The organism is Desulfobulbus sp. (assembly GCF_030824455.1).
GTDB lineage: Bacteria > Desulfobacterota > Desulfobulbia > Desulfobulbales > Desulfobulbaceae > Desulfobulbus.
In genome coordinates this window covers 1-26,195 of sequence record NZ_JAVBXR010000118.1, presented here as the reverse complement: position 1 = coordinate 26,195, position 26,195 = coordinate 1, and the positions used below count along the sequence as shown (strand labels likewise).

21 protein-coding genes are annotated in these 26,195 nt (G+C 61.1%); 5 read left to right on the top strand and 16 right to left on the bottom strand.

Translation table 11 applies throughout. From position 1 onward, the window contains the following. Nucleotide 1 precedes the first annotated feature (1 nt). The 3 genes from RCH93_RS15790 to RCH93_RS15780 form a co-directional block, all read right to left on the bottom strand. On the bottom strand, nucleotides 2-1,366 hold the full coding sequence (locus RCH93_RS15790; protein WP_306549386.1) for a sigma-54 dependent transcriptional regulator: 1,365 nt from the start codon (nucleotides 1,364-1,366) through the stop codon (nucleotides 2-4). Between the two features lie 78 nt (nucleotides 1,367-1,444). Beyond that, entirely contained in the window at nucleotides 1,445-3,667 is a 2,223-nt protein-coding gene (locus RCH93_RS15785; protein WP_306549385.1) for an ATP-binding protein, read from the bottom strand. Nucleotides 3,668-3,687: 20 nt separating this feature from the next. Then, nucleotides 3,688-4,263: a DUF4390 domain-containing protein gene (locus tag RCH93_RS15780; RefSeq protein WP_306549384.1), complete on the bottom strand. Its 576-nt coding sequence runs from the start codon at nucleotides 4,261-4,263 to the stop codon at nucleotides 3,688-3,690. Between the two features lie 308 nt (nucleotides 4,264-4,571). Here RCH93_RS15780 and RCH93_RS15775 point away from each other — a divergent pair, with 308 nt between their 5' ends. After that, entirely contained in the window at nucleotides 4,572-4,910 is a 339-nt protein-coding gene (locus tag RCH93_RS15775; RefSeq protein WP_306549383.1) for a DUF134 domain-containing protein, read from the top strand. Between the two features lie 6 nt (nucleotides 4,911-4,916). Here RCH93_RS15775 and RCH93_RS15770 read toward each other — a convergent pair whose 3' ends face one another. After that, nucleotides 4,917-6,920, bottom strand: a complete 2,004-nt coding sequence (locus RCH93_RS15770; protein WP_306549382.1) for a ribonuclease catalytic domain-containing protein — start codon at nucleotides 6,918-6,920, stop codon at nucleotides 4,917-4,919. Between the two features lie 122 nt (nucleotides 6,921-7,042). On the opposite strand from RCH93_RS15770, the gene era reads away from it, so the two are divergent. Beyond that, the gene (gene era, locus RCH93_RS15765) at nucleotides 7,043-7,948 is read left to right on the top strand and encodes a GTPase Era (RefSeq protein ID WP_306549381.1); all 906 of its coding nucleotides are present in this window, start codon (nucleotides 7,043-7,045) and stop codon (nucleotides 7,946-7,948) included. 58 nt (nucleotides 7,949-8,006) lie between these two features. On the opposite strand, the gene RCH93_RS15760 is transcribed toward era, so the two are convergent. From RCH93_RS15760 to ftsE, 4 genes are all read right to left on the bottom strand, one after another. After that, a complete protein-coding gene (locus RCH93_RS15760) occupies nucleotides 8,007-9,362 on the bottom strand; it encodes a S41 family peptidase (RefSeq protein WP_306549380.1) in 1,356 nt (451 codons plus the stop codon). A 192-nt stretch (nucleotides 9,363-9,554) separates the two neighbouring features. Then, nucleotides 9,555-10,625, bottom strand: coding sequence for a murein hydrolase activator EnvC (locus tag RCH93_RS15755; RefSeq protein WP_306549379.1), 1,071 nt, complete (start codon nucleotides 10,623-10,625; stop codon nucleotides 9,555-9,557). Between the two features lie 95 nt (nucleotides 10,626-10,720). Beyond that, complete coding sequence (locus tag RCH93_RS15750; protein WP_306549378.1) at nucleotides 10,721-11,608, bottom strand: ABC transporter permease; 888 nt, start codon at nucleotides 11,606-11,608, stop codon at nucleotides 10,721-10,723. A gap of 3 nt (nucleotides 11,609-11,611) precedes the next feature. Further along, nucleotides 11,612-12,355 (bottom strand): cell division ATP-binding protein FtsE, encoded by a 744-nt coding sequence (gene ftsE, locus RCH93_RS15745; RefSeq protein ID WP_306549377.1) that lies wholly within the window; start codon nucleotides 12,353-12,355, stop codon nucleotides 11,612-11,614. 323 nt (nucleotides 12,356-12,678) lie between these two features. Between ftsE and RCH93_RS15740 the strand changes: the two genes are divergently transcribed. After that, nucleotides 12,679-13,338 carry an HAD family hydrolase gene (locus tag RCH93_RS15740; RefSeq protein WP_306549376.1) on the top strand — a complete coding sequence of 220 codons (660 nt, stop codon included), beginning with the start codon at nucleotides 12,679-12,681 and terminating at the stop codon, nucleotides 13,336-13,338. A gap of 24 nt (nucleotides 13,339-13,362) precedes the next feature. Then, nucleotides 13,363-14,967: a DUF445 family protein gene (locus RCH93_RS15735; protein WP_306549375.1), complete on the top strand. Its 1,605-nt coding sequence runs from the start codon at nucleotides 13,363-13,365 to the stop codon at nucleotides 14,965-14,967. A gap of 169 nt (nucleotides 14,968-15,136) precedes the next feature. Here the strand turns inward: RCH93_RS15735 and RCH93_RS15730 are convergent, their stop codons facing one another. From RCH93_RS15730 to tsaD, 8 genes are all read right to left on the bottom strand, one after another. Then, nucleotides 15,137-18,106: an OmpA family protein gene (locus RCH93_RS15730; RefSeq protein WP_306549374.1), complete on the bottom strand. Its 2,970-nt coding sequence runs from the start codon at nucleotides 18,104-18,106 to the stop codon at nucleotides 15,137-15,139. Between the two features lie 48 nt (nucleotides 18,107-18,154). Next, a complete protein-coding gene (gene glgB, locus RCH93_RS15725) occupies nucleotides 18,155-20,083 on the bottom strand; it encodes a 1,4-alpha-glucan branching protein GlgB (protein ID WP_306549373.1) in 1,929 nt (642 codons plus the stop codon). Between the two features lie 132 nt (nucleotides 20,084-20,215). Then, nucleotides 20,216-21,379, bottom strand: a complete 1,164-nt coding sequence (locus RCH93_RS15720; RefSeq protein WP_306549372.1) for an iron-containing alcohol dehydrogenase — start codon at nucleotides 21,377-21,379, stop codon at nucleotides 20,216-20,218. A gap of 9 nt (nucleotides 21,380-21,388) precedes the next feature. Then, on the bottom strand, nucleotides 21,389-21,898 hold the full coding sequence (locus tag RCH93_RS15715) for a DUF2062 domain-containing protein (RefSeq protein ID WP_306549371.1): 510 nt from the start codon (nucleotides 21,896-21,898) through the stop codon (nucleotides 21,389-21,391). A gap of 94 nt (nucleotides 21,899-21,992) precedes the next feature. After that, the gene (locus RCH93_RS15710; protein ID WP_306549370.1) at nucleotides 21,993-22,679 is read right to left on the bottom strand and encodes a type II CAAX prenyl endopeptidase Rce1 family protein; all 687 of its coding nucleotides are present in this window, start codon (nucleotides 22,677-22,679) and stop codon (nucleotides 21,993-21,995) included. A gap of 21 nt (nucleotides 22,680-22,700) precedes the next feature. Then, nucleotides 22,701-22,967: a hypothetical protein gene (locus RCH93_RS15705; RefSeq protein WP_306549369.1), complete on the bottom strand. Its 267-nt coding sequence runs from the start codon at nucleotides 22,965-22,967 to the stop codon at nucleotides 22,701-22,703. Between the two features lie 2 nt (nucleotides 22,968-22,969). After that, nucleotides 22,970-23,863 carry a 16S rRNA (adenine(1518)-N(6)/adenine(1519)-N(6))-dimethyltransferase RsmA gene (gene rsmA / locus RCH93_RS15700; protein ID WP_306549368.1) on the bottom strand — a complete coding sequence of 298 codons (894 nt, stop codon included), beginning with the start codon at nucleotides 23,861-23,863 and terminating at the stop codon, nucleotides 22,970-22,972. A gap of 7 nt (nucleotides 23,864-23,870) precedes the next feature. Further along, entirely contained in the window at nucleotides 23,871-24,875 is a 1,005-nt protein-coding gene (gene tsaD, locus RCH93_RS15695) for a tRNA (adenosine(37)-N6)-threonylcarbamoyltransferase complex transferase subunit TsaD (protein WP_306549367.1), read from the bottom strand. Between the two features lie 113 nt (nucleotides 24,876-24,988). Between tsaD and moaA the strand changes: the two genes are divergently transcribed. Next, nucleotides 24,989-26,035, top strand: coding sequence for a GTP 3',8-cyclase MoaA (gene moaA, locus RCH93_RS15690; protein WP_306549366.1), 1,047 nt, complete (start codon nucleotides 24,989-24,991; stop codon nucleotides 26,033-26,035). Nucleotides 26,036-26,195 lie beyond the last annotated feature (160 nt).

The window sequence follows — 26,195 nt, the reverse complement described above, 5'->3', positions numbered from 1 at the left end:
CTTATTTGGCCGCGATGCCCAGGGCCTTCACCTTTTTATGCAGGTGACTGCGCTCCATGCCGATCTGTTCGGCGGTTTTTGAAATGTTGCCCTCATTTTCTTCAAGCTTGGCGAGAAGATAATCGGTTTCAAACCGCCGCCGGGCATCCTTGAAAGAGAGGTGACGGTACACCGGATCAACCGGTTGGGACAACGGCGGCTGCAAGGGCGCATTGCCCAGGAACAGGGCCACGTCCTCGGCGTGCACCTCGTCGCCGGGGGTCATGATCACCAACCGTTCGACCAGATTGCGCAGTTCGCGCACATTGCCCGGCCAGTGGTGGCGCTGGAGCAATTCTAGGGCCTCGATGGAAAACTGCTTCCAGCCAATCCCCTTGCGGCTGAATTGATTGACAAAGTCGGCCACCAGGAGCGGGATGTCTTCGTGTCGGTCGGCCAGATCGGGCACCTCAATGGGCACCACGTTGAGGCGATAGAACAGATCGGCGCGGAACGTGCCTTGTTCGATTTCCTCTTCGAGATTCTTGTTGGTGGCCGCCAGCACCCGGACGTCGACCTCAATGGTCTTGGAGCCGCCGACCCGCTCAAAAGTCTGCTCCTGAAGAATGCGCAGCACCTTGGCCTGGCTCTTGAGGCTCATGTCGCCGATTTCGTCGAGAAAGAGGGTCGAGCCGTTGGCCTGATCAAACTTGCCCTTTTTGTTGTCCGTGGCCCCGGTGAAGGCCCCTTTGACGTGGCCAAACAACTCGGATTCGATCAACTCGTCGGGAATGGCGGCGCAATTGACCGCCACCATCGGGTGCTTGGCCCGCAGCGAGTGGCGATGAATGGTCTGGGCCACCAGTTCCTTGCCGGTGCCGTGGCCGCCCCGAATTAGCACCCAGGCGTCGGTGGGCGCCACCCGTTCGATCTGCTGCCGCAGTCGGGCAATCAGGGGACTGGCGCCGGTGATGTTGACCGCGGCTGGGCCGTTTTCCCGCAACAGCTGGTTGTCCCGCTCCAGTTGCGCCAACTGCAGTCCTTTGCGAATCGAGAGGATGGTTCGGTCGTAGGAGAGCGGTTTTTCGATGAAATCGTAGGCGCCGCTGCGGGTGGCCTGCACTGCGGTCTCGATGGTGCCGTGCCCGGAAATCATGATCACCGGCAGGGTGAAACGCTGTTTGATTAATTTAAGGGCCTCCAGTCCGTCCATGCCCGGCATCCAGATGTCAAGCAGGATCAGGCGAATGTCCTTTTCATCCAGCAACTGCAGGCCGTCCTCGGCGGAAGCGGCAGTCAGCGGCGTGAAACCCTCGTCGAGGAGGATGCCGGCAAGGCTTTCACGGATGGCGGCTTCGTCGTCAATGATGAGAATGGTGTCGGACATCGGGAATTTCCGGTTTGAGGAGGGCTTTTGCAAAAAAGGCGTCGCGGGGGGAATCTGCCGTGCAGCCTGAGCATCATATCAGGTATCCAGCGGCAGCTCAACCGCAAACACGGCTCCAACGGGCTCGTTGTCGTAGGCGCGGATAAAGCCTCCGTGCTCGCTGACAATGGTGTGGGCGATGGCCAGGCCCAGGCCGGTGCCCGACTTGCGGGTGGAAAAATAGGGTTCGAAGATGCGCAGCTTGACCTCGTCGGGGATGCCGGGCCCATTGTCGGCGACTTCCAGGCGAACCTGATCGGCTTTTTCGCTCAGGCCCAGGCTGACGGCAACCGCGCCGCCGTCGCCAAGCACCGAGACCGCATTGTCGAGCAGATTGATCAGCACCCGTTTGATCTGCACCGCGTCAAAGAGGAACTCGGGCAGGTCCGGGGCGATCCGGCAGGTGATGGTCAGCTGTTTATGCGCCTCCTGGTACAACACCACCATCTCCTGCACCAGTTTACTCAGGTTTTTCCGCTCTTTATGAAGCTTGGGCATGCGCGCGAAATCGGAAAATTCACTGACCAGTTTTTTAATTTCATCGACCTGATTGACGATGGTGGCGGTGCACTGATCAAAGATGTCGCGGTCTTCAGTAATCAGGTGGAGGTAGCGTTTGCGCAGCCGCTGGGCCGAAAGCTGGATTGGGGTGAGCGGGTTTTTGATCTCATGGGCGATGCGGCGGGCGACCTCCTGCCAGGCGGCGAGTCGCTGCGCCTTTTCCAGGTGGGTCAGGTTGTCGAACACGATGACAAAGCCGATGGGCTGCTGCCAGTCGTCGATCATCCGGGTCACGTTGACCTGAAGCGACAGGGTTTCCCCGCGGCGGATGGTCACTCGCAGGTGGCGCTCGATGGTGGCCTTGCCGGTGCGGAGCAATTCGTTGAGAAAACTTTCGACAATCAGCGCGTGCTGCTTGGGCAGGGCGGCATGGAAGTCCTTGCCCAGAAAGGCCGCCGGGCGGATGGCGAGCAGTTCCTCGGCAAAGCGGTTGATGGTGGTGATGCGGTTGTTCTCGTCCAGGGCAATCACCCCGGCGGCCACGTTTTCCAGGATGGTTTCCAGGTAGCGACGGCGTTGCTCGGAAACCTCAGTGCTGTCTTGCAGGGCCCGATGGGTGCGCGCCAGTTGCTGGTTGGAGGCGAGGATTTCTGAGGTCATGGAGTTGAACGAATCGATCAGCATCCCCATCTCGTCATCCGCCTCCTTTTCGACGATGAAATCCATGTCGCCGTCCGCCACCCGCTTGGTGGCCTCGGCCAGTTTGTTGATCGGCCCGGTGAGACTGCGGGCGATGTAAAAGCCAAACCAGATCGCGCCGAAGATGATCAACAGGGTGATGATCAGCAGCATGATGATCAAGCTGAACTTGATCGGCGCCTTGAGCATGATCATCTGTTGATAGCCGGTGATGCCGTCGGAAATGGACTGCATGGTTTCGAGTCGGCTGGAAGGGATCAGCAGGGTGGTGATCAGAAACCAGGTTTGCCGGGTTTCCAGGTTGACCTGCACCGGCGTGATCGCCTGGATCAGTTCGCCGATGGTGGTGCGGCGGGTGACCACCTCGGTGCGGTCGGTGTCGGCGGTGAGGCGCAGGGCCTCGGAGGGCATGGCGGGCGGGGCAATGGTCTCCAGGCGCGGGCCGCGGGCGGCGGCGATGGGGGCGCGTTCGCCGTTGAGCAGCAGGATGCTGTCCGGCGCGCCGGGGAGGTCGATTTTCAGGGTTTGGGTAAAAAAACGTTCCACGTTTGCTGCGTCGCGGAGGTCCAGGGCGCCGCTTTCCAGGATCGAGGCCAGTTGCCGGCCGGCGTACTCGGCCTGTTCGCTGGCGTCGTGGAGGATCGATTGGGCCAGTTTCAGCGACGACTGCAGGGACTCCTCCACCCGGGCGTTGAACCAGTAGTCCATGGAGGTGGAGACAAAGCGTAGAGCCACGACGAACAGAATCGCGGTGGGCACCAGGGAGAGCGAAACAAAGCAAATGACCAGCCGGGTCCGCAGCTTGGAGCCAAGGAGTTTCTGCTTGCGCTCAAAGATCAACTCCACCAGGTTGCGCAGCACCAGGTAGAGCATGAGCAGCAACAGTAGCCCGTTGACGTTGATCAGGGCAAAGATGAGGATGGTGCTGGGGATCGGCAGATTGAAATCGCCGCTGAGCAGGCCGCGCTGGACATAGCCCAGCACCGGGATGAGGAGCAGACAGCAAACAATAACGATGCGGACCAGCCGCTGTTTCTTTTTTCTCTGTTCCGCAGTGAGCATTCAGTGTTCGGGAGGCGCGGTCAGTACCTGAACTCGATGGTCCGCCAGTCGGTTTCAAAGTCCCACAGCGACGAGAAGGGCAGGATGCGATGCATGCCGAGCGGCAGCGCGCCTTTTTTCAGGGTTACCTTGAAGTGGATGGCATAGGGGGCGTCGGGGATCAGCTGGGCCAGGGGGATCACTCTGACGCCGTTGAGTTCGGCCATCAACTGTTTGGCCTGCTCGACGTCCTTGGTGGTTATCACTTTGTTGTCCTGGTCGGAAAAGGCGATTCGGTATTCCTGCTGGTTGGGATCAAAGGTCAGGGTATGGGTCACGGCGGATTCGATCAGGGAGCTGTCCAGCCAATTGCCTCCGGTCTTGACCAGTTCCAGCTGATAGGTGAACACCACCGGGACGCCGGTTTTTACGCCGTCGAGCATTTCCTGGGTGAAACCGTTGTTAACCGTGGCAAAGAGCAGGAGGTCGACATCCGAGGTGGTGACGATGATGTCTTTGATTTCAGGCGTCGCGGCGTTGGCGGCAAACGGCGCGCAGGGCTGAATCAGCAGCAAAAAGCCGCAAAGAAAAGCGAGTTGAAGGTGTAATCGTTTCATTGTATGTCAAAAGAGGCGGCAAAGGCGCACTCTGTAAGTTGGAACGCTGGAAAAATATACCCTGAGCATATACCTGATCAATGCTCTTTTGTCCATGACTTGCGAGCGGCCGATCAGGGGAAGCGGTTGGCTGGCGGGCGCACGGGCCGTTGCACTCTTGGTGAAACTGGTTTATTTTGCACGCCTTGAACGAACATCATGACCCTGGAACTGAAGGAGAAACCGCGTGGGCAGAGGCAACAGAAGCAGGGAGGCCAAGAGATCGGCAAGGCGTTGGCGACTGGCCGTTGCGGGCGGCGGATCGCTTGATGAAGCAACCGTTCGGGGGGAGCCGCGAACAGGAGCGCGCCATGTCGCCGCGTCCTAAAAAGAAACGCCTCTGTTGCGGGCAATTCTGCGGCCGGGCGTACAAGCCTTCGGGCACGCCGCTGCAGGAGTTGCGTCACATCGCGATCCAGGAGGACGAACTCGAGGTGCTGCGGCTGTGCGATTTCGAGGGCTTGTTTCAGGTCCAAGCCGGCGAGCGGATGGGGGTTTCACGCGGCACGGTCCAGCGGATGCTGACCTCGGCCCGTCGCAAGGTGGCCGAAGCCCTGTCCACGGGTGCGGCGCTGGTCTTTGCGGTGGAAGAGCCCCCGGAGGAGTGAGGGCGGTCACCATTCGACGCGGAGGATGTTGTCAAGCGGCCGCACTCGACCCAGCCGGATGCGCACGGTGTCGCCGGGATCGACCGGAAAGGCGGGATTGGGCGGCAGGTCGACGTCAAAGAGGCAGTCGCAGAGCAGCATGTTGACCCGCTTCGGCCCGACGCCGACCACCAGGGCGTTGACCCGTTGTCCTTCTTTGGCTTCGAGATAGCGAAGAATCCAGTAGCGGTGACGCTGTTGGCGGATGGCGTTGGCTCGGCCGAGTTTTTGCTGGATAATGCCGGCAAAGGTTTTGCATTCCTCGCCCGAAAAGAGAATGCCCCGGCCGTGGATCATATGGCTGAGCTGATGCTGCATCGCCAAGTCGAGAAACCGGCGGATCGGCGAGGTGATGGTGGTGTAGCTGTTGAGGCCGAGCCCGCTGTGCGGCTTGGGGTGCGCGGTCAGTTCGCCGCGGGAGAGAAAGCGGCGCTGGTGGGCGATGTCGGTCAGGCTGTTGTGCGCTCCGGAAATGATCCGTTTGCGCGGCGGCGGCTGCGAACGGAACAGGCCCGGGGCCTCCCGCTCCGCCAAGTACGAGGCGGCAAGGCCGTTGGCCAGGATCATCAGCTCGGAGATCAGGTTGCGGGACGGCGTGTCCACCGGCGAGAGATAGACCTGGATGTGCTGCCGGTCGCGGATGTCGATGTTGACGTCGGGCAAGGAAAGCAGGAGCGCGCCCTGATCGACCCGCTGTTGGCGCAACTGCTGGCGCACCACGTTCAGCGCCGCCAGATCGGGATCGCGTTCGATCAGGCCGTCGGCCTCGCGGTAGCTCAGCTGCCGTTTGACCTCGATGATCGCCGGCACAATGGAGCTGTGGACAATCGTGCCCTGTGCGGTCAAGGTCACCAGAAAACTAATGGTTGGCCGGATCTTGCCCTTGATCAGGCTGCACAGGTCCAGCGACAGGTTCTTGGGCAACATTGGGATGTGGCCCTCGGGGAAATAGATCGAGGTTGCGCGTTCCCTGGCCTCGGCAAAGAGCGGACTCTTGAGCGGCACATAGTGACTGACGTCGGTGATGTGAATGCCGACCTCGACTTGGCCGTTTTCTTTGCGGGCGATGTGGACCGCGTCGTCGAAGTCGCGGGTGAAGGCCCCATCGATGGTCAGGGTGTTGAGGTCCCGCAGGTCCCGGCGCTTGGGATCGGCGAGCAACTCGGCAAGCTCCGCTTCCTGGAGCGTTTCGGCAAGCTGTTGGCAGGGTTCGGAGAATTCGACCGGCTGGTCGGAGCGGAGCAGGGCCAGGTTTTCGTCCGCGTCCCAGAAACCGGCCTTCACCAGCAGCTCAAATCCGGCGTTGGGCGAGGTGAGGCCCGCTTTTTTCAGTACCTGGCGGATGAACTCGTCCTCGGCGCATTCGCTGCCGAAGAGCACCGACTGGCTCAGCCAGTGCAGGCAACACTCCCGATCCGGCCATTGCTCGGAGGAAACCGGGAGATTGCGCATGATGCTGTGCAGCCCGGCCGCCGCCTGATCGAGCAGCTGCGCCTTTTCCGCTTCCCGTTGCCGCTGCAGGCGTAACTGTTCCACCTGCTCGGGGCTGTGGGTTGCAATCAGGCCGTTTTTAAATTTGAAGAAGAGCGGATCGGCAAAGATCGCCCGCAGAAAGGCGGCTCGCTGGTCGTCGTTGACCGCGCCGCCGAAGTGGAGTTCCGTCAGGAAATCGGGCTGGAATTCGTTGTCGGCTTCCTCGCAGACAATCTGCCACAGTTCGTCGAGATTGACGCGTTCCGCCAGCGCGGTCCGCTCAGCGCTGCGCTGTTGCAGCTGCGCGGTCAGGGCCTCGCGGCTGGGCGGTTGCGGATAGGTCTGGCGCGAAACGATCAGGACCCGCGATTCCGGCAGATGGATTTCCCGGCCGTTCTGGCTGTGCAGGAGAATCTTTTTGTCGGCAAGGCCGGTGACGAAACCGCAGTAGAACCTGCCGCCGTCGATAAATTCAATAAGGCTGCCGGGGGAGATCATCTGTTTAACACGTTGCGAAGTTCAGGGGTCATGGTAAGCTACAGTGGATAGCAAGATTCGACCTCTTTGTCATTATTTTCTTCAGGAATTATCCCCTATTGCCGCCAGAAAGGATCCTACCATTGAATAGCGCTCCCCATCGTTCCGGCGTCGCGGCCATCATTGGCCCGCCCAACGCCGGCAAATCGACCCTCCTCAATCACCTGCTCCAACAGAAAATTGCCATTGTCACCCCCAAGCCGCAGACCACGCGCAACCGGATCATGGGCATTGTCACCGGCGAGTCCTACCAGATGATCCTGCTGGACACCCCGGGCTTGCACGACGCCCAGGAGGAGATGAACCGACAAATGGTGCGGGTGGCCATGGAAAGTTTGGCCGAGGCCGATGTGGTCCTTTTTCTGGTCGACAGCGCCGACATGCCGAAATCTTTAAAAAAGCTGGAAAAACGGGCTGCAGAATACAGCGGCTACCTGGCCCAGGTCCGCTGTCCGGTGGTGCTGGCCCTGAACAAGATGGATCTGTTGCCGCCCGAACAGTTGCTGCCGGTGATGGACTGGTGTCAGTCCCTGCATTCGTTTGCCGCCATTGTTCCCATCTCCGCCCTCAACGGCGCGGGGGTGGACGTGCTGACCGGCGAGCTGGTCAACCATCTTCCCGAAGGTCCACAGTATTATCCGGACGACGTGCCCACCGACGCCACCGAGCGTTTTATTGCCGCCGAGATTATCCGCGAAAAGATCTTTTTGCTCACCCGCGACGAGGTTCCCTATTCAACCGCAGTGATGATCGACGCCTTTGAAGAGGGCGACCCGGTGGTCATTCAGGCGACTATCCTGGTGGAGCGGAATTCGCAGAAGGGTATCCTGGTGGGGCAGAAAGGGAGCATGCTGGCGGCCATCCGCAAGAGCGCCGTCGCCGACATCGAGCATCTGCTCGGTTGCCGGGCGCGGCTGCATCTCTGGATCAAGGTCAGGAAAAACTGGACCGGCAATCCCCATTTTCTCAAAGAGCTGGGATTGGCCTGAAGGGATTGGATTGGAGCAACCGCCTGTCGTCTGTAGGGCGGCACATGTTGCGCGGCGGTTATTTCTTGGATTTGCGCTGATCGGCGGCGAGGTGCAAGCTTTTGAGGATGATCAGGGCGGTGCGCAGCTGGTTGTCCTGCTCCAGTCGTTTGGCGATCTGCTGGATGTCTTCGATCTTCTCGAAATTCGCCTCCTGATCCCCGCGTTCCTCTTCCTTCTCTTTTCCCTTGGCGGCCACAGGCGTTGGCTGTTCAGCCTCGTTTTTCAGATGACCGGGCAGGTCTTTTTCGCGAATGGTCTGTGAGGGAGAGGCGGGATCGGCCTTGGCGTCGATGGTGGCATTGAGCGGCACGATCATGTCGGGCTTGATGCCGGTGGCCTGGATTGAGGCGCCACTGGGGGTGTAGTATTTGGCGGTGGTCAGGCGGAGGCCGGCGCCTTCGGGCAGGGGCAGGATGGTCTGCACCGAGCCTTTGCCAAAGGTGGTGGCGCCGAGAATGATCGCCCGTTTATGGTCCTGGAGGGCGCCGGCGACAATTTCCGAACCGCTGGCGGAACCGCCGTTGACCACGACAACCATGGGGAAATCGTTCTGGCCGCCGTCCTGATGGGCCTCAAACACCATCTGTTCTTCTTTTTGCCGGCCTCGGGTGGAAACGATGACGCCCTTGTCCAGGAAGATGTCCGCGACCTTGACCGCCTGGTCGAGCAGACCGCCGGGATTGTTGCGCAGGTCCAGGATCAGGCCGCGCAGGCTCTGCTTCTTTCTGAGATTTTTTAAGGCCCCTTGCAGGTCCTTGGTGGTGGACGCCTGAAAATTGGACACCCGGACAACCGCAAAGCCGGGCTCCAGTTCCATGGTTTTCACCGAAAGCAGGGGGATGGCCTCGCGAATTATACTGAAATCCCTCGGTTCCTTCCATTCTTGGCGATGCACGGTGATGGTCACTGCGGTGCCCTTTGCTCCACGCAGTTTTTTGACCGCCTCCATCAGGGTCATGGTTTTGGTCAGCTCGCCGTTGATGCGGACAATCTGGTCGCCGGATTTGATTCCCTGTTTGTCCGCCGGAGCCCCCTCTATCGGGGCGACTGCGGTGAGCACGCCGTCGCGGACCGAGATTTCAACGCCGATGCCGGTGAAGCTGCCCGAGGTTTCCTCTTCAAGATCCTTGAAATCCTCGGGCGTCATGTAGGCCGAATGGGGATCGAGCGAGCTCAGCATGCCGTTGATCGCGCCGTTGATCACCTTGCCGGAATCGACTTCGTCTACGTAATATTCCTGGATTAGGGTCAGGACATTGGCGAAGGTTTCGAGATCTTTGTAGAGGTCGAGCTCCTGCTTGCCCTCTTCGGCGGATGCGGAACGGCAGAAGAGACACAGCAAGGTGAGCAACAAGAGAATTGGGCGTTTCATGTGGCTGTCGCAAAACCGGGAAGATGAGATGAAGAGGGTCCCTGGGAGAAGGAAAACACGGCAAGCGGCAGCCGGGTCACGACGGGCGGGGGGCTCGAACTCCACTTGTTTCCACAACTTAACGGGATTTTATGGGGGCGGCAACGGTTATTCGCGCTGGGCCGGAAAAACAGCGGGATCGGGCGGGACCGATCAGGGCAGGACGAGCGACCCCGACTGCAACCAGCGGAGGGGATCTTCGGCCTGGGCGCCGCTGCGGATTTCAAAATAGAGGCCGCGTCCGAACAGCGCGGCTGTTTCTCCGGTCCCGCCGATCACCTGCCCCTGTTTGACCACGTCGCCCTCGCGCACCGCGATTTCGCCCAACCGGGCGGTGACTGTGTGGTATTGGCGGTCGTGTTCAATGATGACCAGCTTGCCGTAACCGCGCATGGAACCGGCAAAGAGGACCGTCCCACCGTACACGGCGTACACGTCGGCCCGTTCTTGGGTTTTGATCGAGAGGCCGTTGGTCAGGGCCGGGTCGTCGTCGCCTGCGGGATCGTGGAACCGGCTGGTCACCTCGCCCCAGACCGGCGGCGGCAGCTTGCCCTTGGCCAGCGCAAATCCTCGTTCCTGGGTCGACTGAGCGCCGCTGGCCGAGCTCAGGGCCGCCGTCAGTTTGTCTTCTGCTTTGCGCATTTCTTTCAGGGCCTGCGTGTACAGCCCTTTCTGCGTCTGCACCTGTTTCAGGAGGCTGTTTTTTTCGTCGGCCGCCTGTTTGAGCGCCTCGCTCTCTCTGGCGGCGTCGGCCAGGAAATTTTCCAGCACCGATTTCTCCAGTTGATCGGCCTGCCTGATCCGTTCGATTGCCTCGACGCTTTCCCGGTAGGCTTTGAAGAGCGCTTGATCGTAGGAAACCAGCGAGTGAAAGGCCTCCTGAGTCAGGACGAGATCGGGCAGGGTTTTGCCGGAAAAGGTGACGTTGAGAAAACCGGTCTTGCCCATGACGTAAAAGGCCTTGAGTCGTTTGACCAAGTGCTGGCGCAGCGCCTCGTTTTTTTTGGCAATGTTCGCCAGTTCCTGGTCTTTGGCCGCAATGATCTGCTCCTGGGCCTGAATTTTTCCCTTGAGCACGTCAATTTTTCCTTGGTGCGCGGCAATGTTGTCGTCCAACTGTTGCAGTTGGTCCAGCAGGGAATGTTCCTCCTGGGTGCTTTGATCCACCAACCGTTCCTGATTTTTGATGCCAAATTGGAGCTTGCCGATGGTGACGGAACTCATCTGTGAGCTCTCCGCCGGTTCCGCGGGGCAGGAATAGGGCGTCAGCAGAGGGAGCAGGAGGATTAAGGCGACGGCAGGCAGGTTCATGGCAGGGTTTAGAGTTGAAGAAACCTTCTGATGGCCGAAAAACTGCCGATCACGCAGAGCAGGGTGGCCAAACCGACGATCAGGAGCACCACCGGCCAGGAGAAGAAGGTAAACGGCAGCAGGCTGCTGGTTGCCGGGCCGGCGAACTGCAGCTTGATCCAGTTGAACAGCAGCAGCAGGGCGGCCATGCCGCTGCCCGCGCCCAGCAATCCCTGGAGCGCGCCCTCAAGCAGAAAAGGAGTGCGGATGTAGTTGTTGGTGGCGCCCACCAGGCGCAACAGTTCCAATTCCTGCTGCCGCGACAGCAGGGTCAGGCGGATGGTGTGGGCGACCATGAAGGTGGTGGTCATGATCAGCAGCGAGCCGGAGAGGATGATCACCACCCGCATCAGCTGGATGAAGGAATAAAAACGTTCGATCCACTCCTTGCCGTATTGCACCTTGAGCACGCCCGGCAGTGTTTGCAGGTAGTCGGAAAACCGTTTGATTCGCGACAGGCTGTCCATGGATCGGATCGGATAGACTTCGATCGAGGGCGGCAGGAAATCGGCGGGCACGCCGCCCAGCACGTCGCGGTTGTCGCCCAGTTGCTGTTCAAAGCGTTTGAAGGCCTGGGCGCTGTCGACAAATTCGATCCGTTCAACCTGGTCGAACTTGAGGATCTTGCGCCGGTACTCCTCCTGCATCGGCGGCGGCGGTTCCTCGTCGAGGTACACAATCAGGCGCAGGTCGTCGTCCAGCGCCGCGCCGAGGTGGAGGGCGTTGGCGTAGATCAGGTAGAAAAAGGAGAAGATCAGCACCGACAGGGAAACGGTGAACAGGGTCATGCCCTGCGATTTCCAGGTCAGCAGCATGTTGCGGCAGGTGTGGCGGAGCATCACGGTGAAAAAACGCATCGGTCAGACCTCGGAAACAGGGGGGATGAATTCGCCGTATGCGTCGTCGGCGTCCGGCATTTCGGCCTGCGGCGCGCGCATGCGACCGAAGCTCAGTTCAATCACCCGGTGGGTGTCCTGCTGATACAGGGTCTTGTCGTGGGTGGCGATAAGGATGGTGGCGCCTTTGCGGTTGTGCCGGTGCAGGAGGTCCATGACCCTGGCGGTGGTGTCGGCGTCGAGGTTGCCGGTCGGCTCGTCGGCGAGGATGATCTCCGGCCAGTTGGCCACGGCCCGGGCAATGGCGACCCGCTGCTGTTCGCCCCGGGACAGTTCGCCGGCGCGGGCGGTGTATTTTTGGGTCAGATTGAGTTGCTCCAGCAGGTCGCGGGTCCGTTTTTCAATCGAGGATTTGGGCCGATAGACAACCTCCATGGCAATGGCGATGTTGTCGGCCACGGTCCGCTCGGGCAGGAGCTTGAAATCCTGGTAGGCCATGCCGATCTTGCGTCGGAGCAGATGGATCTTGCACTGCGGCAACTTGGCCACGTCCATGCCTGCCACGTCGATCATCCCCTTGCTCGGTTTTTCCATCCGGCTGATCAGACGGAGCAGGGTGGTCTTGCCGGCGCCGCTCATGCCGGTGAGAAAAAGGAGCTCACCCCGGTTGACCGTCAGGGAGATGTCAGTGATCGCCTGCACTTCGGGGGGATAGATCTTGCTGACCTTGATCAGGTCGATCATCGCTTCGGGTGGAGAGGTGTCCATGCTCATGGGCTCGTTGTTGCAGTGGAGAAAGAAAGAGTTGGGCGGTTGGACCGCACGCGGCGCCGGGGCTTGGCGTCGGAGCAGCTGCCAGCATAGGTATATATTTTAAAAGATTCATTTTTTCAAGTCTATAGCGTTCTTGCCTGCTTGTATATGAGAAAAGCCGGCTCTGGCTGGAGCAGCGCGTTTTTTCAGGGCCGGCGCGACCATAAAAGGGTTTGCTCCTCACGGCGCGCCTGGGTATAGTTGGCCGGCCGCATCAGGGTGGGGCGGCGGAGGCGTCGGAGGCATTCGGCAAGATTATGAAGGAAAGGAGAGGTGCTGTGGGTTACAAGGCTGTGCTGTTTGATCTGGACGGAACCCTGCTCGACACCCTGGACGACCTGGCCGCGGCGGCCAACCGGGTTCTCGACGCTCAGGGGCTGCCGGTGCATCCGGTGGACGCCTATCGCTATTTTGTCGGCGACGGCATCACTGTCCTGGCGGAACGGATACTGCCCGCCTCGCTGCGTTCTCCCGAGACCATTGCGGCCACGGTCGCGGCCTTTCAAACCGAGTACGCCAACAACTGGAATGACCGCAGCGCGCCCTATGCGGGCGTCCCGGCGATGCTCGACCAGTTGATCGCAGCAAACCTACGGCTCTCCATCCTGTCCAACAAACCCGACGCCTTTACCCGGCTCTGCGTGGAGCAGTTGCTGCCGCAATGGCGCTTTGATCCGCTTTTGGGGCAACGGCCCGGCGTGGCGAAAAAGCCGGATCCGGCCGGGGCGTTTGAAGTTGCCGCCCGGCTCGGCCTGGGGCCCGCCGAAATTCTCTACGTCGGCGACACCGCTGTTGACATGCGCACCGCGGTGGCTGCCGGCATGGACGCAGTCGGCGTGCTGTGGGGCTTTCGCGGCGCCGACGAACTCCGCCAAGCCGGCGCCTGGCGACTGATCAGCCGTCCCGAAGAACTTGTGTCCCTGCTTTCCTCCCCATAATATTCATCCTTCAGGTCAACCACTGTGCTTGCCTTTGATTCTTCCCTGTTCAGCGCCCTGGCTCATCCGTGCATCGGCGCCTTTATCGGTTATCTGACCAACAAGATCGCCATCCGCATGCTGTTTCGCCCCCTGGAGCCCTGGCATCTGTTTGGCGTCCAGGTGCCCATGACTCCCGGCGTCATCCCGGCCAAGCGCCACGCCCTGGCCGAGAACATTGGCGAAATGGTGGGGCGTCATCTCCTGACCAGCAAGGACATCGGCGCCGCCATCTCCGAAGAGCCGTTTCAGGAACACATGGCCGCCCTGGTCGACCGCAAGGTTCAGGAGTTCCTTAAACAGGATCTCGGCTCCCTGCCAACGGTCGTTCCCCGGCGCTTCAAGGCCTATTTCAAGGTCGGGGTCAACACTTTGAAATACCAGTTGGGCGACGGCGTCAACCGCTACCTGGCCAGCGACGCCTTTGAGGCGAAGCTGACCGCCTCGATCGACAGCCGCCTTGAGGCCCTGGCGGATCGGGAGCTCAACACCCTGCTGGCCCCGGAAAACCGCCGGGAAGTCTACCTCTTTGTCGATGAAGTGCTGCGGGACCTACTGCAGAGCAGTCAAACCGAGGCTTGGCTGGGCGACTATCTCGCCGCCAGCCTGCGACAATCCGCAGCCAAGGGGCGCACGCTCGGCGATCTGGCGCCGGTGCAGTTGGCGGACCTGGTCAGGGGGCTGATTCGCGATCATGGCGCTTCGCTGTTGCAAGGGTTGGGGGCGCAGTTGGCCGAACCGACCTTGCGCGCCCAGGTGGTCAAAGGCATTTTAGGCGGGGTCGATCACTTCCTTGATTCGATGGGCCCAGTGGGGGCCATGGCCCGCGGCTTTCTCGAGCGCGACACCTTAGAGCAGAAGGTGGTTGCCTATCTGGAGGAAAAGGAAGAGGATCTGGCGGCCTGGCTGAGCAATCCCGAGGTGCAGAGCCGAATGACGGCGGTGCTGGTGGAGAGCGTCGACGGTCTGCTCCACAAGCCGCTCTCGGAGCTGTTGGCCGGGGTCGACGAGGCGCGGCTGGATTCGATTTGCCGCGATTGCGCGGTTCAGTTGCTGGCGGTCTTCAGGAGCGAGGGGACCCGCATCGGCATGAGCGCCCTGCTCCATGTCGGCATGGAGGATCTGCTGGACGGCGGTCGCCGGTCGCTGGGCGATCTGGGTCGGCAGTTTTTCCCAGGCGACAACGGCGCCAAGATTCGGGAGACCCTGGTGGGCGAGTGCATCGCCCTGTTCCGGTCGGGCAAGACTGAACGGCTGGTCAACGACTTGCTCAAGTCCATGGTCGACGCCCTGCTGGCCCGTCCCATTGGTATGTTGTACAACCTCGTGCCCCACGGCATTCGGCGCGCCGTCAACGACTCCATCGTTCTCGCCGCCAACCGGATGTTGCTGCAGGAGGTGCCGGGGGTGGTCGATTCCCTCAACCTCAAACGGATGGTGACCGATAAAGTCAATTCCCTTGATTTGCTGCAACTGGAGCGGCTGTTGCTGTCGATCATGGAGGAACAGTTTAAATATATCAACCTGTTCGGCGCGATCCTGGGTTTTTTCCTGGGCTTGATCAACCTGGTGCTGGTCGAATTTATGTAACCGACAAAGCGCGGTTGGGACGGCGCCGCTGTACTGAGCGGTTGCCGTCAATGTTTTCCATCGAAGGGCTCGACCATAAAAAAAAACCCGCACTTCTGCAAGTGCGGGGCTTTTTGTTTGTTTGGTGTGTCGGCCGTAATTGCCGTAATTGCGACAATGGGCGCGCGGCTTACGGCGCCAGCGGGTGCAACTCCACCCTGCGGTTCTTTTGTTTGCCGGCTGCGGTGGCGTTGTCGGCAATGGGATTTTCTTTGCCATAGCCTTTGGCGGTAAGCGTGCTGGTCACCCCTTTGCCGCTCAGGTATTTGACCACGGCCTGGGAACGCTGGGCGCTCAGTTCCAGATTGCGTTGAGGGTCGCCGGCGGCATCGGTGTAGCCGGCCACTTCAATATTCAGCAGCGGCGCCTGGGCCAGGGCAGCGGCGACGGCGTCGAGTTTTTTCTGCGATTCCGGCGCGAGCACGGCCGTGCCGGATTTGAAATTGACCCCCTCAAGGATGATCCCTTTGCCCGCCGGGCATCCCAAGCCGTTGACCGAGCTGCCGGCTGCGGAGTTGGCGCAGAGATCCATCGCGTCGGCAACGCCGTCCTTGTCGTGATCAGCAGGCGCCGGGGCAGCAGCGGTTGGGGCTGCGGCCGTCGGCTGGGTCGGCGCTGCGGGCTGCTGCGGCTTAGCCTGCTCCAGTTGTTTCTGCAGGTCGCTGGCGGTGGTTTGGCTGGCGTTGAGCGCCTGCTGCAGCGCCTCTTTTTCCGCCTGCAGGGTTTTGGCCGCTGCGGCTGCCTCGGCCGCGCTCTTTTCCGTCAGACTTGAGGCGGTCTCCATCTGAGCGACCTGATCGCGCAGGGTGGCGATCTGCTGGTTAAGGTTAGGGATGAGGTCCTGTTGCTGCTGCAGATGGTTTTTGTCCATCAGCTCCTTAACCTGATTTTTGGCGGCGGCGAGTTCGCTCTCCAGGCCCTTGAGCTTGCCGTTGGCTGCGGCCAGCGACTCGGCCTGGCTTTTCAAGGAGGCCTCGGTGGTTGTCGCCCGTTGCTCAAGCGCCTGCTTGGCGGTCTGGGTTTCGGTCAGTTTCGCTTCCAAAGCGGCCATCTGCGCGCCAACGCCGGCCAGCTCCTTGATCTTGGACTCGGTCAGCGCCAGGGCGTTGCTCTTTTCATCCAGGGCTTTCTTCAACCCGTCGATCTCTTGCACCTGGGCCTGGGCTGCAGCCAACTGGCCGGCCAGATCAGATTTCTCGGTTTCCAGCTGTTTGCCTGCGGCGGCGCCGGCGTCGGCCTGCGCGGACACTTCGTTGAATTTGGTCTGCAGCGCGGTCAATGCTTCGGCTTGCTTGGCGGCCTCGGCCAGGGCGGCGGTCTTTTCTCCCAAAAATTTGGTCAGCTCTTCGTTTTTGGCCTGGAGGGCGGCCATGGCCTGCAACTTGCCCTCGGCTGCGGCGAGGGCCGCCGCCTGCTCGTCAAAGGAGGCCTTGACGGCCAGCAGGCTTTTCTGATCCGTCTGCATGGCTTCCAACTGGCTCGCAAGTCCGAGCTTTTCATCGTTGAGCGCGGCAACCTTGGCGCTGAGTTCGTTCAACTGGGCCTGCGAACCGCTGACCGCAGCCTCCTTGTCGTTGAGCTGATTCTGCAGCGTGTTCTTGCTTTCCAAGGCGGCCGCCAGTTTGTTCTCGGCTTCAGCCAAGGCCGCCTGGAGCGGCGCCTGCGCAGCCTCAAGCTCCGCAACCTTTTGCTGGGCTGCGGCCGCCTCGCTCTTCGCGGCGTTCAGGGCCTGGGCGGATTGCTCGTCGGCCTTGCCCAGATCAGCGGCCTGCTTGGTCAACTCCTCAATGCGGGCGGTCGACTCATTTTTGAGTTGCTCGAACTCCTTGTTGCGTTCATCCAACAGATTTTGCACCGTGGCCACGGCCTGGGGCAGCGCCGCCACCTCCTGTTTGAGCGCCTGAATGGTGTGGATGGCGTCGTTGAGGGCGGCAGATTTTTCCTGCAGGGCTGTTTCCTGGGCTTTTTTCTGCGCTTCCAGGGCAGCGACCTGCTGTTCTTTTTCCAGCGCCGCCTGAGTCAGAGCGTCGGCCTTGCTCTGCGCGCCAGCCAGTTCAGCCTTGGCGGTTTGCAGTTGGTTGTTGTTTTCAAGCAACTGCGCCTTGAGTTTGTCGGTTGCGTTGCCTTGCTCCTGAATCTGTTGCTGCAGGCTCTGCACCAGGGCCTCTTTTTCCTTGATGAATTGCTGGGCCTTGTCTTGCTCGGCCTTGGCGATTTGCAGTTGGTTATCGTTTTCAAGCAACTGCGCTTTGAGTTTGTCGGTTGCGCCGCCTTGCTCCTGAACCTGTTGCTGCAGGCTCTGCACCAGGGCCTCTTTTTGCTCGATGAATTGCTGGGCCTTGTCCTGCTCGGCCTTGGCGGCCTGCAGCCGTCCTGCGGCTTCATCCAACTGCGTTTTCAGCGTCTCGGTCTCGGCAAGTCGTTCCCGGACCTGCTGTTGCGCGGTTGCCAGCAGGGCCTCCTTTTCCTTGAGGAGCTGTTGGTTTTCGCTCTCGCCAGCCTTCAATTGGGCTAGGGCCTGGTTGAGTTGGGCCATGGCGGTGCGCGCGGCGGCCAGTTCGTCGGCCAGACGCGCTTTGTCGGCGTTCAGCGCCTCCAGTTGTTCGCCGCTCTCCTGCAAGGCCTGAGCTTTGGCGGCGGCGTCTGTCGAACCCGACTCGCTCTGGGCCAGCATCTGCTGGTACTTGCCGGCAAGGGATTCCTGGGCCTCGAGCAACTGGCGAATCTGTTGATCCCGGCGCGCTATTTCCGCCTGTAGCGCCAGCAATTCATCCGTATTGGCAGCCTGCGGCTGCACCGTCAACTGCACCGGGGCCGGTTCCGGAGTCGATTCCTTGGCGGCTTCAGGCTGTTTGCCTGCCGGCGGCTCCTGAGCGGGTTTGGCCGGAGCGGCAACCGGTTTCGGCTGTGGGGCTGGGGCAACGTGCGCCGGCTCCGGTTTGGCGACGGCGGTGGGGGCGGCCGGATGCGGTTGCGAGGCCGCCGCCTGGCGGTGTTCCTCGGGCGCCGAGGCCTCCTTGATCATCTTGCTGTTAAAGTTGGCGAGCACGATGTATGCCGCAACACCGACAATGGAGAGTAGGATCAGACGGATTTTCATAATGTGTGTGATGTGGTTGAGGTCATCTATGGGAAACGGAACGCAGCGTTATGGACAAGGTTGCAGAATCAGCGCGGCCAGCGGCGGCAGCGTCAGGGACAGGGCGGCGCCAAAGGCGTGACAGGGCTGGTTGAGGGCAACGACAGAACCGTTGCCAACGCCGCTGCCGCCGTAAATCTCCAGATCGGAATTGATCAACTCTCGGTACGGCCCGGCCTTGGGCACGCCGATGCAATACCCCTGGCGAACAACCGGGGTCAGGTTGCAGACCACGACCACAAAGTCCGCAGGATCCTTGGCGTAGCGGACGAAGCTCAGCACCGAGTTGTCGGAGTCGTTGGCGTCGATCCACTGGAAGCCGCTCCAGTCAAAATCAACCTCATGCAGAGCCGGTTCGTGCCGATAGACCTGGTTGAGATCGCGCACCAACCGTTGCAGCCCCTGGTGGCGGGGAGCGTCCAAGGCCTGCCATTCCAGGCCGGTGTCGTGGTTCCATTCCTGCCATTGGCCGAATTCGCAGCCCATGAACAGCAGTTTCTTGCCGGAGTAACCCCACATGAAGCTCAGGTAGGCGCGCAGGTTGGCGAATTTTTGCCATTCGTCGCCGCTCATCTTGCCCAGCAGCGAGCCTTTGCCGTGCACCACCTCGTCGTGGCTGATCGGCAGGACAAAATTTTCGTGAAAGGCATAGAGCATGCCAAAGGTCATCTGGTGGTGGTGAAACCGGCGGAACAAGGGATCCTTGCCCATGTAGCTCAGGGTGTCGTGCATCCAGCCCATGTTCCATTTGAGACTGAAGCCCAGGCCGCCGAGGTAGGTGGGGCGACTGACCATCGGCCAGGAGGTAGATTCCTCGGCAATGGTGAGCACGCCGGGGAAGATGCCGTGCAGCACCTCGTTGACCTTGCGCAGAAAACTGATGGCGGCCAGATTTTCTCGGCCGCCGTGTTCGTTGGGTACCCATTGTCCTGCCTCCCGCGAGTAATCGAGGTAGAGCATGGAGGCGACCGCATCGACCCGGAGGCCGTCGATATGGTATTTATCGATCCAGAACAGGGCGTTGGAGATGAGAAAGGCGCGGACTTCGTTGCGGCTGTAATTGAAAATCAGGGTGCCCCAATCCTGGTGCTCGCCCTGAAGGGGATTGGCGTGGGCGTACAGCTGGGTGCCGTCGAACAGGTTGAGGCCGGCGCCGTCCTTGGGGAAATGGGCCGGCACCCAGTCGAGAATCACCCCCAGGCCGGCGGCGTGGCACTCGTCGACAAAGAACATGAAATCTTCGGGGGAGCCAAAGCGGGAGGTCGGGGCAAAAAAGCCCAGCACCTGATAGCCCCAGGAGCCGTCAAAGGGATATTCGGCAATGGGCAGCAATTCGATGTGGGTGTAGCCCATCTCCTTGACGTAGGGGATGAGGGTGGCGGCCAGTTCCCGATAGGAGAGGTAGCGCTGGCCCCAGTCGGGGTCTGTTTCCCGGCGCCAGGAGCCGAGATGCACCTCGTAGATGGAGATGGGGGCGTCCAGGCTCTGCCGGCGGGGCCGGTCGGCGATCCAGGCCTCGTCCCGCCATTGGTGGCGGGCAAGGTCGGCCACCACCGAACCAGTGCGCGGCCGTTCCTCCATGGCAAAACCAAAGGGGTCGGCCTTGTCGAACTGTTCGTGATTTTGAGCGGTGATGCGGTATTTGTAGACGCAGAACTCGCTCAGGTCGGGAATGAACAGGGTCCAGATGCCGGCATTCGAGGAATGCATGGGATGGAGGCCGGAATTCCAGTCGTTGAAATCGCCGACCACCGCAACCTGGCGGGCGTTGGGCGCCCAGACGGCAAAGACCACGCCGTCGACGCCGTCGAAACGCGCCAGATGGGCCCCCATTTTTTCATAGGCCCGTTCGTGCGTTCCTTCGCTGATCAGGTATCGGTCGAAATTGCTCAGCCAATCCGCCGGAACAGCCCGCCCGGCAGGGATTTCGCGCTTCATCGTGTGATTTGAGCCTCTTGAGGGATCAATGGTTGCAAAACTGCATCAATTTACAGCATCAACCGTTGAATGTCATGGAGAAAGAACGATTTTTCACCTGACCCTGGCAGGGGCGCCGCCGCCCAGGGCCGGTCAACGGCAGAGCTGGAGGACGGCGGCAATCCGTTCCGGGGTGTATTCCTGCAACCGCCAGATGCGCGCCAATCCTTTGGCGTTGGCGGCGATGGTCGGAATGTCGTCGACCGGAATCCCCAGTTGCTCCAGGGTGATCGGGGCCTTGACGCTCTGCAGCCATGCCTGCAGACAGGCGATGGTCTGGTCGGCCGCAGCCACCGAATCTTGGGCGGCGATCCGAAAAATCCGTCGTCCCAACCCGGCGATCCGCTCGGCCAAGCTTTGGCGGTGGGCGCGCAACCAACCGAGCATGACCACGGCCAGTCCGGCGCCGTGGGGCACGTTGTAGAGGGCGCTGAGCGAGTGCTCGATCAGGTGCATGGGAAAACCGACCCGGCCCAGTCCGGCTGCGGTCAGACCGTTGAGAGCCAGGGTGGCGGTCCACATCAGGTTGGCGCGGCCGTTGTAGTCGCGGGGATCAATCAGGCAGCGTTCGCAGGCGGCCATGGCGTTTTCGATCAAGCCTTCCATCAGCCGGTCCTGCACCGGGGAATCCGGGTCGCTTGCGGTCAGGTAGAACTCAAGGACATGGCTGATGGCGTCGACCGCGCCGTAGGTCGTGTGCTCCGGCGGCACGGTGAAGGTGGTTTCCGGGTCCAGGATCGAAACCTTGGGGAAAAGGAGGCGATGACCAAACCCGAATTTCTCGCGGGTTTCGTCGTTGGTGAGCACCATTCCCGAATTCATCTCCGAGCCCGAGGCGGCCAGAGTAAGCACGGTGGTCACCGGCAGGGTGGCCTTGACCCCCTTTTTGCCGGTGAAGAATTTCCACACATCGTGCTCCACAACGGCCCCGGCGGCAACGGCCTTGGCCGCGTCGACCACCGAGCCGCCGCCCACGGCAACAATCGCCTCAACGCGGTTGGCCTTGGCCAGTCGGACGCCCTCGCGCACATGGGAGAGCAGGGGGTTGGAACACACCCCGCCGTGTTCGATCCATTCGACCCCGGCTTCCCGCAGGCTGGCGATCACCTGCTCGTAAACCCCGTTGCGCTTGACGCTGCCCTGACCGTAGACCAGCAGCGCCTTGCCGCCCCAGGCCTTGGTTTCCGGACCGATGGCGGGAATGGTATCGCGGCCGAACAGCACCTTGGTCGGGTTGTGGAAAACGAAATTGTGCATGCTGGACGTTCAGGCGCTTTTGTGGTTGAGCAGGTGTTTTTGCCGCCGTTTTTCCCGAACCCTGGCAAAAAAACGAAAGACCAGCACATAGGTGAGCACGCCGGTGGGCACGGCCAGCGTCAGGCCGCCGGTCAGCATCACCAGCAGCGCGTCCCAGCCCATGGCGCGGAGGACATGGAGGCTGTCCATGATGCCCTCGGTCTTGATCAGGTTGAGCGTGCTCAGGATTTTTTCCCAGCTGAGCCGGCCCGGCAGGAAAAAGTCGCCGATTTTCCAGGCCAGGTAGTATTGGGGCACAAAGGTGAGCGGATTGCTGACCACGTTGGCGGCGAGGATGCCGGCAATGGGATTGACGCGCAGGGGCAGGGTAATCGCTAGGATGATGACGTTGTGCAGGGGCAGGGTGGGCGTGACGCCGACAGCGGCGCCGATGGCCGAGCCCATGGCCAGCGAGCGGCTTGAACCCTGCAATCGTTTAAAGCGGATAAAGTAAAAGCGAGCGGTGCGTTTCAGACTCATAGGGCCGCAGAAATTCTCCGAAGTGGGTGGTTGTCGTTGGGGGCTGGGCCGCATCCTTGATGCGGCGGCAAAGCGAGCCGCCTTGGACGGTGTTTTACCAATACTGCCAGAAACCGGTGGCGTAGACAAAGCAGGCCAGGGCGATGTTGGTGACCGCATGGGCGGTGATGCAGGCGATCAGATCCTTCCGGTTGATCCACAACCCGGCCATGAGCAGCCCATAAGCCAGGGCGGCGGGCCATTCGTGCATGGCGTGACCGGAGGTGAAGGCCAGGATGGAGATGCCCACCGCCGCCCAGGACCAGGCCCCGGGGGAGACCTCGCTCACCGAGCGTTGGTCGAGCGCGGTGTGCAACGGATCGGGCTCGCCGCCTTTCCGGGCCTTGTCCCATTGCAGGGCCAGGCGGAAGATGAACCCCCGCATCATCAGTTCCTCAAAGATGGGCACGACCAGCCCGGCGCTGAGCAACCGGAGGAGAAAGGCCTGGGAGGTCCAATGCTGAGCTTCGGCGGGCGCGGCAAAGGGCGTCAGCAGGGCAATCCAGACCACCAGCCCAACCAGACCGGCGACCGCGCCAACGCCGACCGAGCCGCGCACGGATCGCGGCCCCCGCAGCGGGCAGTACCAACGCCAGGCCCAGGCCAGCAGCAAGGGAACGGCGATCAGTCGGAGCAGGTAGCCGAGTTCCGTGGACAGATACGTCGAGGGAATGGAGGCGATCCCTACATAGGCCAGGTAGGGGGCGGCATAGGGCAGAATCAGTTGGCGGTTGGCGACCATGGCGCTGCTCTTAAGCCAAGCTCAGGCTTCAGGCTGCTGCGGAGTCTGCTCCGCCGCATCGTGTTGCTCGGCGGCGTAGGCCTTTTCCCGCTTGTGGGTGCGAATAAAGTCGATCACCGCCCAGAGCAGCAAAACGCCACTGGCAATGCGATTGAACAGCTGATGTTTCATCATTTCCGGATCCGCCGAGATCCAGCCGTCGTAGAAACACCAGAGGCCAAAACCAGCGAGGAGGACGGGGAAAACATAGGGACTGATCTGGGGCGGGGCGGCTTTCTGTTCGCTCATGGTCATGGTTCCTGATGTATCTCGGCTTTTTGGGGGAGTGAAGAGAGGACCTTGTCGATTACACGGGTCAAATGGACAAACTGTTCCAATTCAAGGGTTTCCGCCCGGGTTGACGGGGCGATGCCGGCCGACGCGATGACCTCGGCCAGCATTTTTTTATCGGGAATCCGGGTTGCGCCGTCCAGCCCGTTGAGCAGGGTCTTGCGGCGCTGGCCAAAGGCGGCGTGCACGATCCGGGAGAACAGCTTGCGGTCAAAATCACCCAGGGCGCGCACCCGCTCGGGTTGCGGATAAAAGCCAATGCGCACCACCAGGGAGTCGACCTTGGGACGGGGGTGGAATTCCGCCGGATTGACCGCAAGCAGCGACCTGATCTCCGCGCAGCTGGCGAGCAGCACCGTGGGCGCGCCGTATTCCTTGCTGTTGGGGCCGGCCATCAGCCGACGGGCCACCTCTTTTTGCAGCATGACCACCGCAAAATCCATCAGATGGGCATGGTCGATCAGACGGAAAAGAAAGGGGGTCGAGATCGAGTAGGGCAGGTTGGCAACGATTTTCAGCCGCTCGCCCGGTTCGATCAGGGAGGCGAAATCAACCTTGAGCACGTCTGCGTGGACCAGCTCGACATTGGCGGGCAGATCCCCCTGCTTCTCGTGAAGGCGGATGATGCCCGAATCCGCTTCCAGGCCGATGACCTTGGCGGCTGCTGCGGCCAGCGGTCGGGTGAGGGCGCCCAGTCCCACGCCCACCTCGATCACCCGATCCTCGGGCTGCAGCCCGGCGAGATCAACAATCCGCTTGGGCGTGCGTTCGTGCACCAGAAAATTCTGGCCCAATTTTTTATGGGGAGCCAGGCCCTGGCGCTTGAGGAACTTTTTGGTTTTTTCGTGGGTCATAGGGGGGTTAATTGAGCGGTGAACGGGAATAGGCGTCGGCGTCGGCGGCAAGCAGCCGGCCGCCAAGAAATTGGTAATAGCCGGCCGCCGCGATCATGGCGGCGTTGTCGGTGCAGAACCCTGGCGAGGGCATGAACAGCTGCAAACCCGTTGCCGCGCAGCGCTCGCCAAGCACGGCGCGCAGCCGGGGATTGGCCGCCACGCCGCCGCCAATGACCACGCGTTGGTGGCCGGTCTGCTTGGCTGCGGCCAGGGTTTTGTCGACCAGGACCTCGACCACCGCTTCCTGAAACGAGGCGCAGACGTCGGCCACGGCGATGGTCTGGCCTGCCCGGCGTTGGCTGGCCACGTAGCTGGCCACCGAGGTCTTGAGGCCGCTGAAGCTGAAATCAAGGCTGTGTTCGCCCAAACGGGCGCGGGGAAAGGCGATAGCCTTGGGGTTGCCGTCGGCGGCCAGTCGGCTGATCACCGGGCCGCCGGGATAGCCCAGACCCAGCAGCTTGGCCACCTTGTCAAAGGCCTCGCCGGCCGCGTCGTCGCGGGTGCGGCCAAGCCGGGTGAAGGTGACCGGATCGTTGACCGCAAACAGCGAGGTGTTGCCGCCGGAGACGATCAGGGCGGTGTAGGGGAAATCGGGCGGCTCGGGTTCGAGTAGACAGGAAAGGAGATGCCCGACCATGTGGTCGACCCCGACGCAGGGCAGGCCGCGCACCAGAGCCAGAGATTTGGCAAAGGTAAAGCCAACCAGCAGCGAGCCGACCAGCCCTGGCCCCTGGGTGGCGGCGATGAGATCAATCTCGTCGAGACTGACCCCGGCTTCGCTCAGGGCCTGGTCAACCACCGGGCGGATCATTTCGATGTGGCGACGCGAGGCCAGCTCCGGAACAATGCCGCCGAACCGGGCGTGAATTTCGTTTTGGCTGCTGATGATCGAGGAAAGGACCCGGTTCTCGGGTTCCAGGACGGCCGCCGCCGTATCGTCGCAGGAGCTTTCAATAGCAAGGATGAGCATGGGCCGCCGGTTGCAATCAGTCCTCTTCGGTGGTATCTGTAGGCGTCAGTCGCTGGTTGCTTTTCGCCCGAATTCCGAAGGCAACCTCATCTCTGTCGCGAGCAACATACACAATGATACAAGAAAATTCCAGTTTTCCGCCTGTTGGAAATGGCCTCACCGATTTATTTTCTCGATCCATTTCCTATTTGCGTCTCAGCCTGACTGATCGCTGCAACCTGAAGTGCATGTACTGCGTCACCGAGGACGAGTCCGCCGGCTGTTTGTCCAAGCTGCAGCACAACGAATTGCTGACCTACGAGGAGCTGTTGCGGGTGGTGCGGGTGGCGGTGGCCATGGGCATCACCAAGGTGCGGCTCACCGGCGGCGAACCCCTGGTGCGGCGCAATGTGATGGACTTTATTCGAGAACTGACCCGGATTGAGGGTTTGGGCGACGTCCGCATCACCACCAACGGCGTGTTGCTGGCCCAGCATGCCCAGGAACTGCTCGACGCCGGGGTAACCAAGGTCAACATCAGCCTTGATTCGCTCTTGCCGAAGCGGGTGGCTGAGATCACCGGGGCGGACTGTTTTGACGCGGTCTGGCGGGGAATTGAAACCGTGCTGGACCTGGGATTTTCGCCGGTGAAGCTCAACATGGTGGCCATGCGTCACATCAATGACGACGAAATCCTTGATTTTGCCCGGATGTCGCAACGGTTGCCGCTGCAGGTGCGGTTCATCGAATTTATGCCCATCGGCGCCTCTAGCCGCTGGAACGCCGATACCTACATCAGCAGCGACGAAATCATGGCCCGCATCGCCACCCTGGGTGAACTCATTCCCCTGGAAAAGGGGCGCAACGACGGCCCGGCCAAGGTGTTCCGGCTGGGCGCGGACGCGGCCGGCTCGCTGGGTTTCATCAGCCCGCTCAGTCATCATTTCTGTAACCGTTGCAACCGGTTGCGCCTGACCTCGGCGGGCGCGCTGCGTTCCTGTCTGCTCCACGACGAGGAAGTCGACCTCCGCTCGGTGCTGCGCAACCAGCCGACCTACGAATCCATCCGCGAAGCCATGCTCACCGCCATTCGCAATAAACCGCGCGGCCACCAACTGGAGGAGCGGATGCAGCGTACCGGCTCCGACTGCCACGGCCGGATGTCGCGCATCGGCGGCTGAGCTTGCCTAACGATTTTTCTCCGCCCGCAACCACCTGTGGTTAATCAGGGGCTGTTCACGATTATTGTCCTCGCTTATTGAGGAGAAAGCTGACCAAATTGAACGAATGCCTGTCCCGGCAAGAGATTGGCATGAAGCAAGAGGTGTGTTCGGGGACGGT

Coding starts and splice junctions, on each gene's coding strand:
- RCH93_RS15790 (WP_306549386.1), bottom strand. CDS start 1,366: ATGTCCGACACCATTCTCATCATTGACGACGAAGCCGCCATCCGTGAA.
- RCH93_RS15785 (WP_306549385.1), bottom strand. CDS start 3,667: ATGCTCACTGCGGAACAGAGAAAAAAGAAACAGCGGCTGGTCCGCATC.
- RCH93_RS15780 (WP_306549384.1), bottom strand. CDS start 4,263: ATGAAACGATTACACCTTCAACTCGCTTTTCTTTGCGGCTTTTTGCTG.
- RCH93_RS15775 (WP_306549383.1), top strand. CDS start 4,572: ATGAAGCAACCGTTCGGGGGGAGCCGCGAACAGGAGCGCGCCATGTCG.
- RCH93_RS15770 (WP_306549382.1), bottom strand. CDS start 6,920: ATGATCTCCCCCGGCAGCCTTATTGAATTTATCGACGGCGGCAGGTTC.
- RCH93_RS15760 (WP_306549380.1), bottom strand. CDS start 9,362: ATGAAACGCCCAATTCTCTTGTTGCTCACCTTGCTGTGTCTCTTCTGC.
- RCH93_RS15755 (WP_306549379.1), bottom strand. CDS start 10,625: ATGAGTTCCGTCACCATCGGCAAGCTCCAATTTGGCATCAAAAATCAG.
- RCH93_RS15750 (WP_306549378.1), bottom strand. CDS start 11,608: ATGCGTTTTTTCACCGTGATGCTCCGCCACACCTGCCGCAACATGCTG.
- ftsE (WP_306549377.1), bottom strand. CDS start 12,355: ATGGACACCTCTCCACCCGAAGCGATGATCGACCTGATCAAGGTCAGC.
- RCH93_RS15730 (WP_306549374.1), bottom strand. CDS start 18,106: ATGAAAATCCGTCTGATCCTACTCTCCATTGTCGGTGTTGCGGCATAC.
- glgB (WP_306549373.1), bottom strand. CDS start 20,083: ATGAAGCGCGAAATCCCTGCCGGGCGGGCTGTTCCGGCGGATTGGCTG.
- RCH93_RS15720 (WP_306549372.1), bottom strand. CDS start 21,379: ATGCACAATTTCGTTTTCCACAACCCGACCAAGGTGCTGTTCGGCCGC.
- RCH93_RS15715 (WP_306549371.1), bottom strand. CDS start 21,898: ATGAGTCTGAAACGCACCGCTCGCTTTTACTTTATCCGCTTTAAACGA.
- RCH93_RS15710 (WP_306549370.1), bottom strand. CDS start 22,679: ATGGTCGCCAACCGCCAACTGATTCTGCCCTATGCCGCCCCCTACCTG.
- RCH93_RS15705 (WP_306549369.1), bottom strand. CDS start 22,967: ATGAGCGAACAGAAAGCCGCCCCGCCCCAGATCAGTCCCTATGTTTTC.
- rsmA (WP_306549368.1), bottom strand. CDS start 23,863: ATGACCCACGAAAAAACCAAAAAGTTCCTCAAGCGCCAGGGCCTGGCT.
- tsaD (WP_306549367.1), bottom strand. CDS start 24,875: ATGCTCATCCTTGCTATTGAAAGCTCCTGCGACGATACGGCGGCGGCC.
- moaA (WP_306549366.1), top strand. CDS start 24,989: ATGATACAAGAAAATTCCAGTTTTCCGCCTGTTGGAAATGGCCTCACC.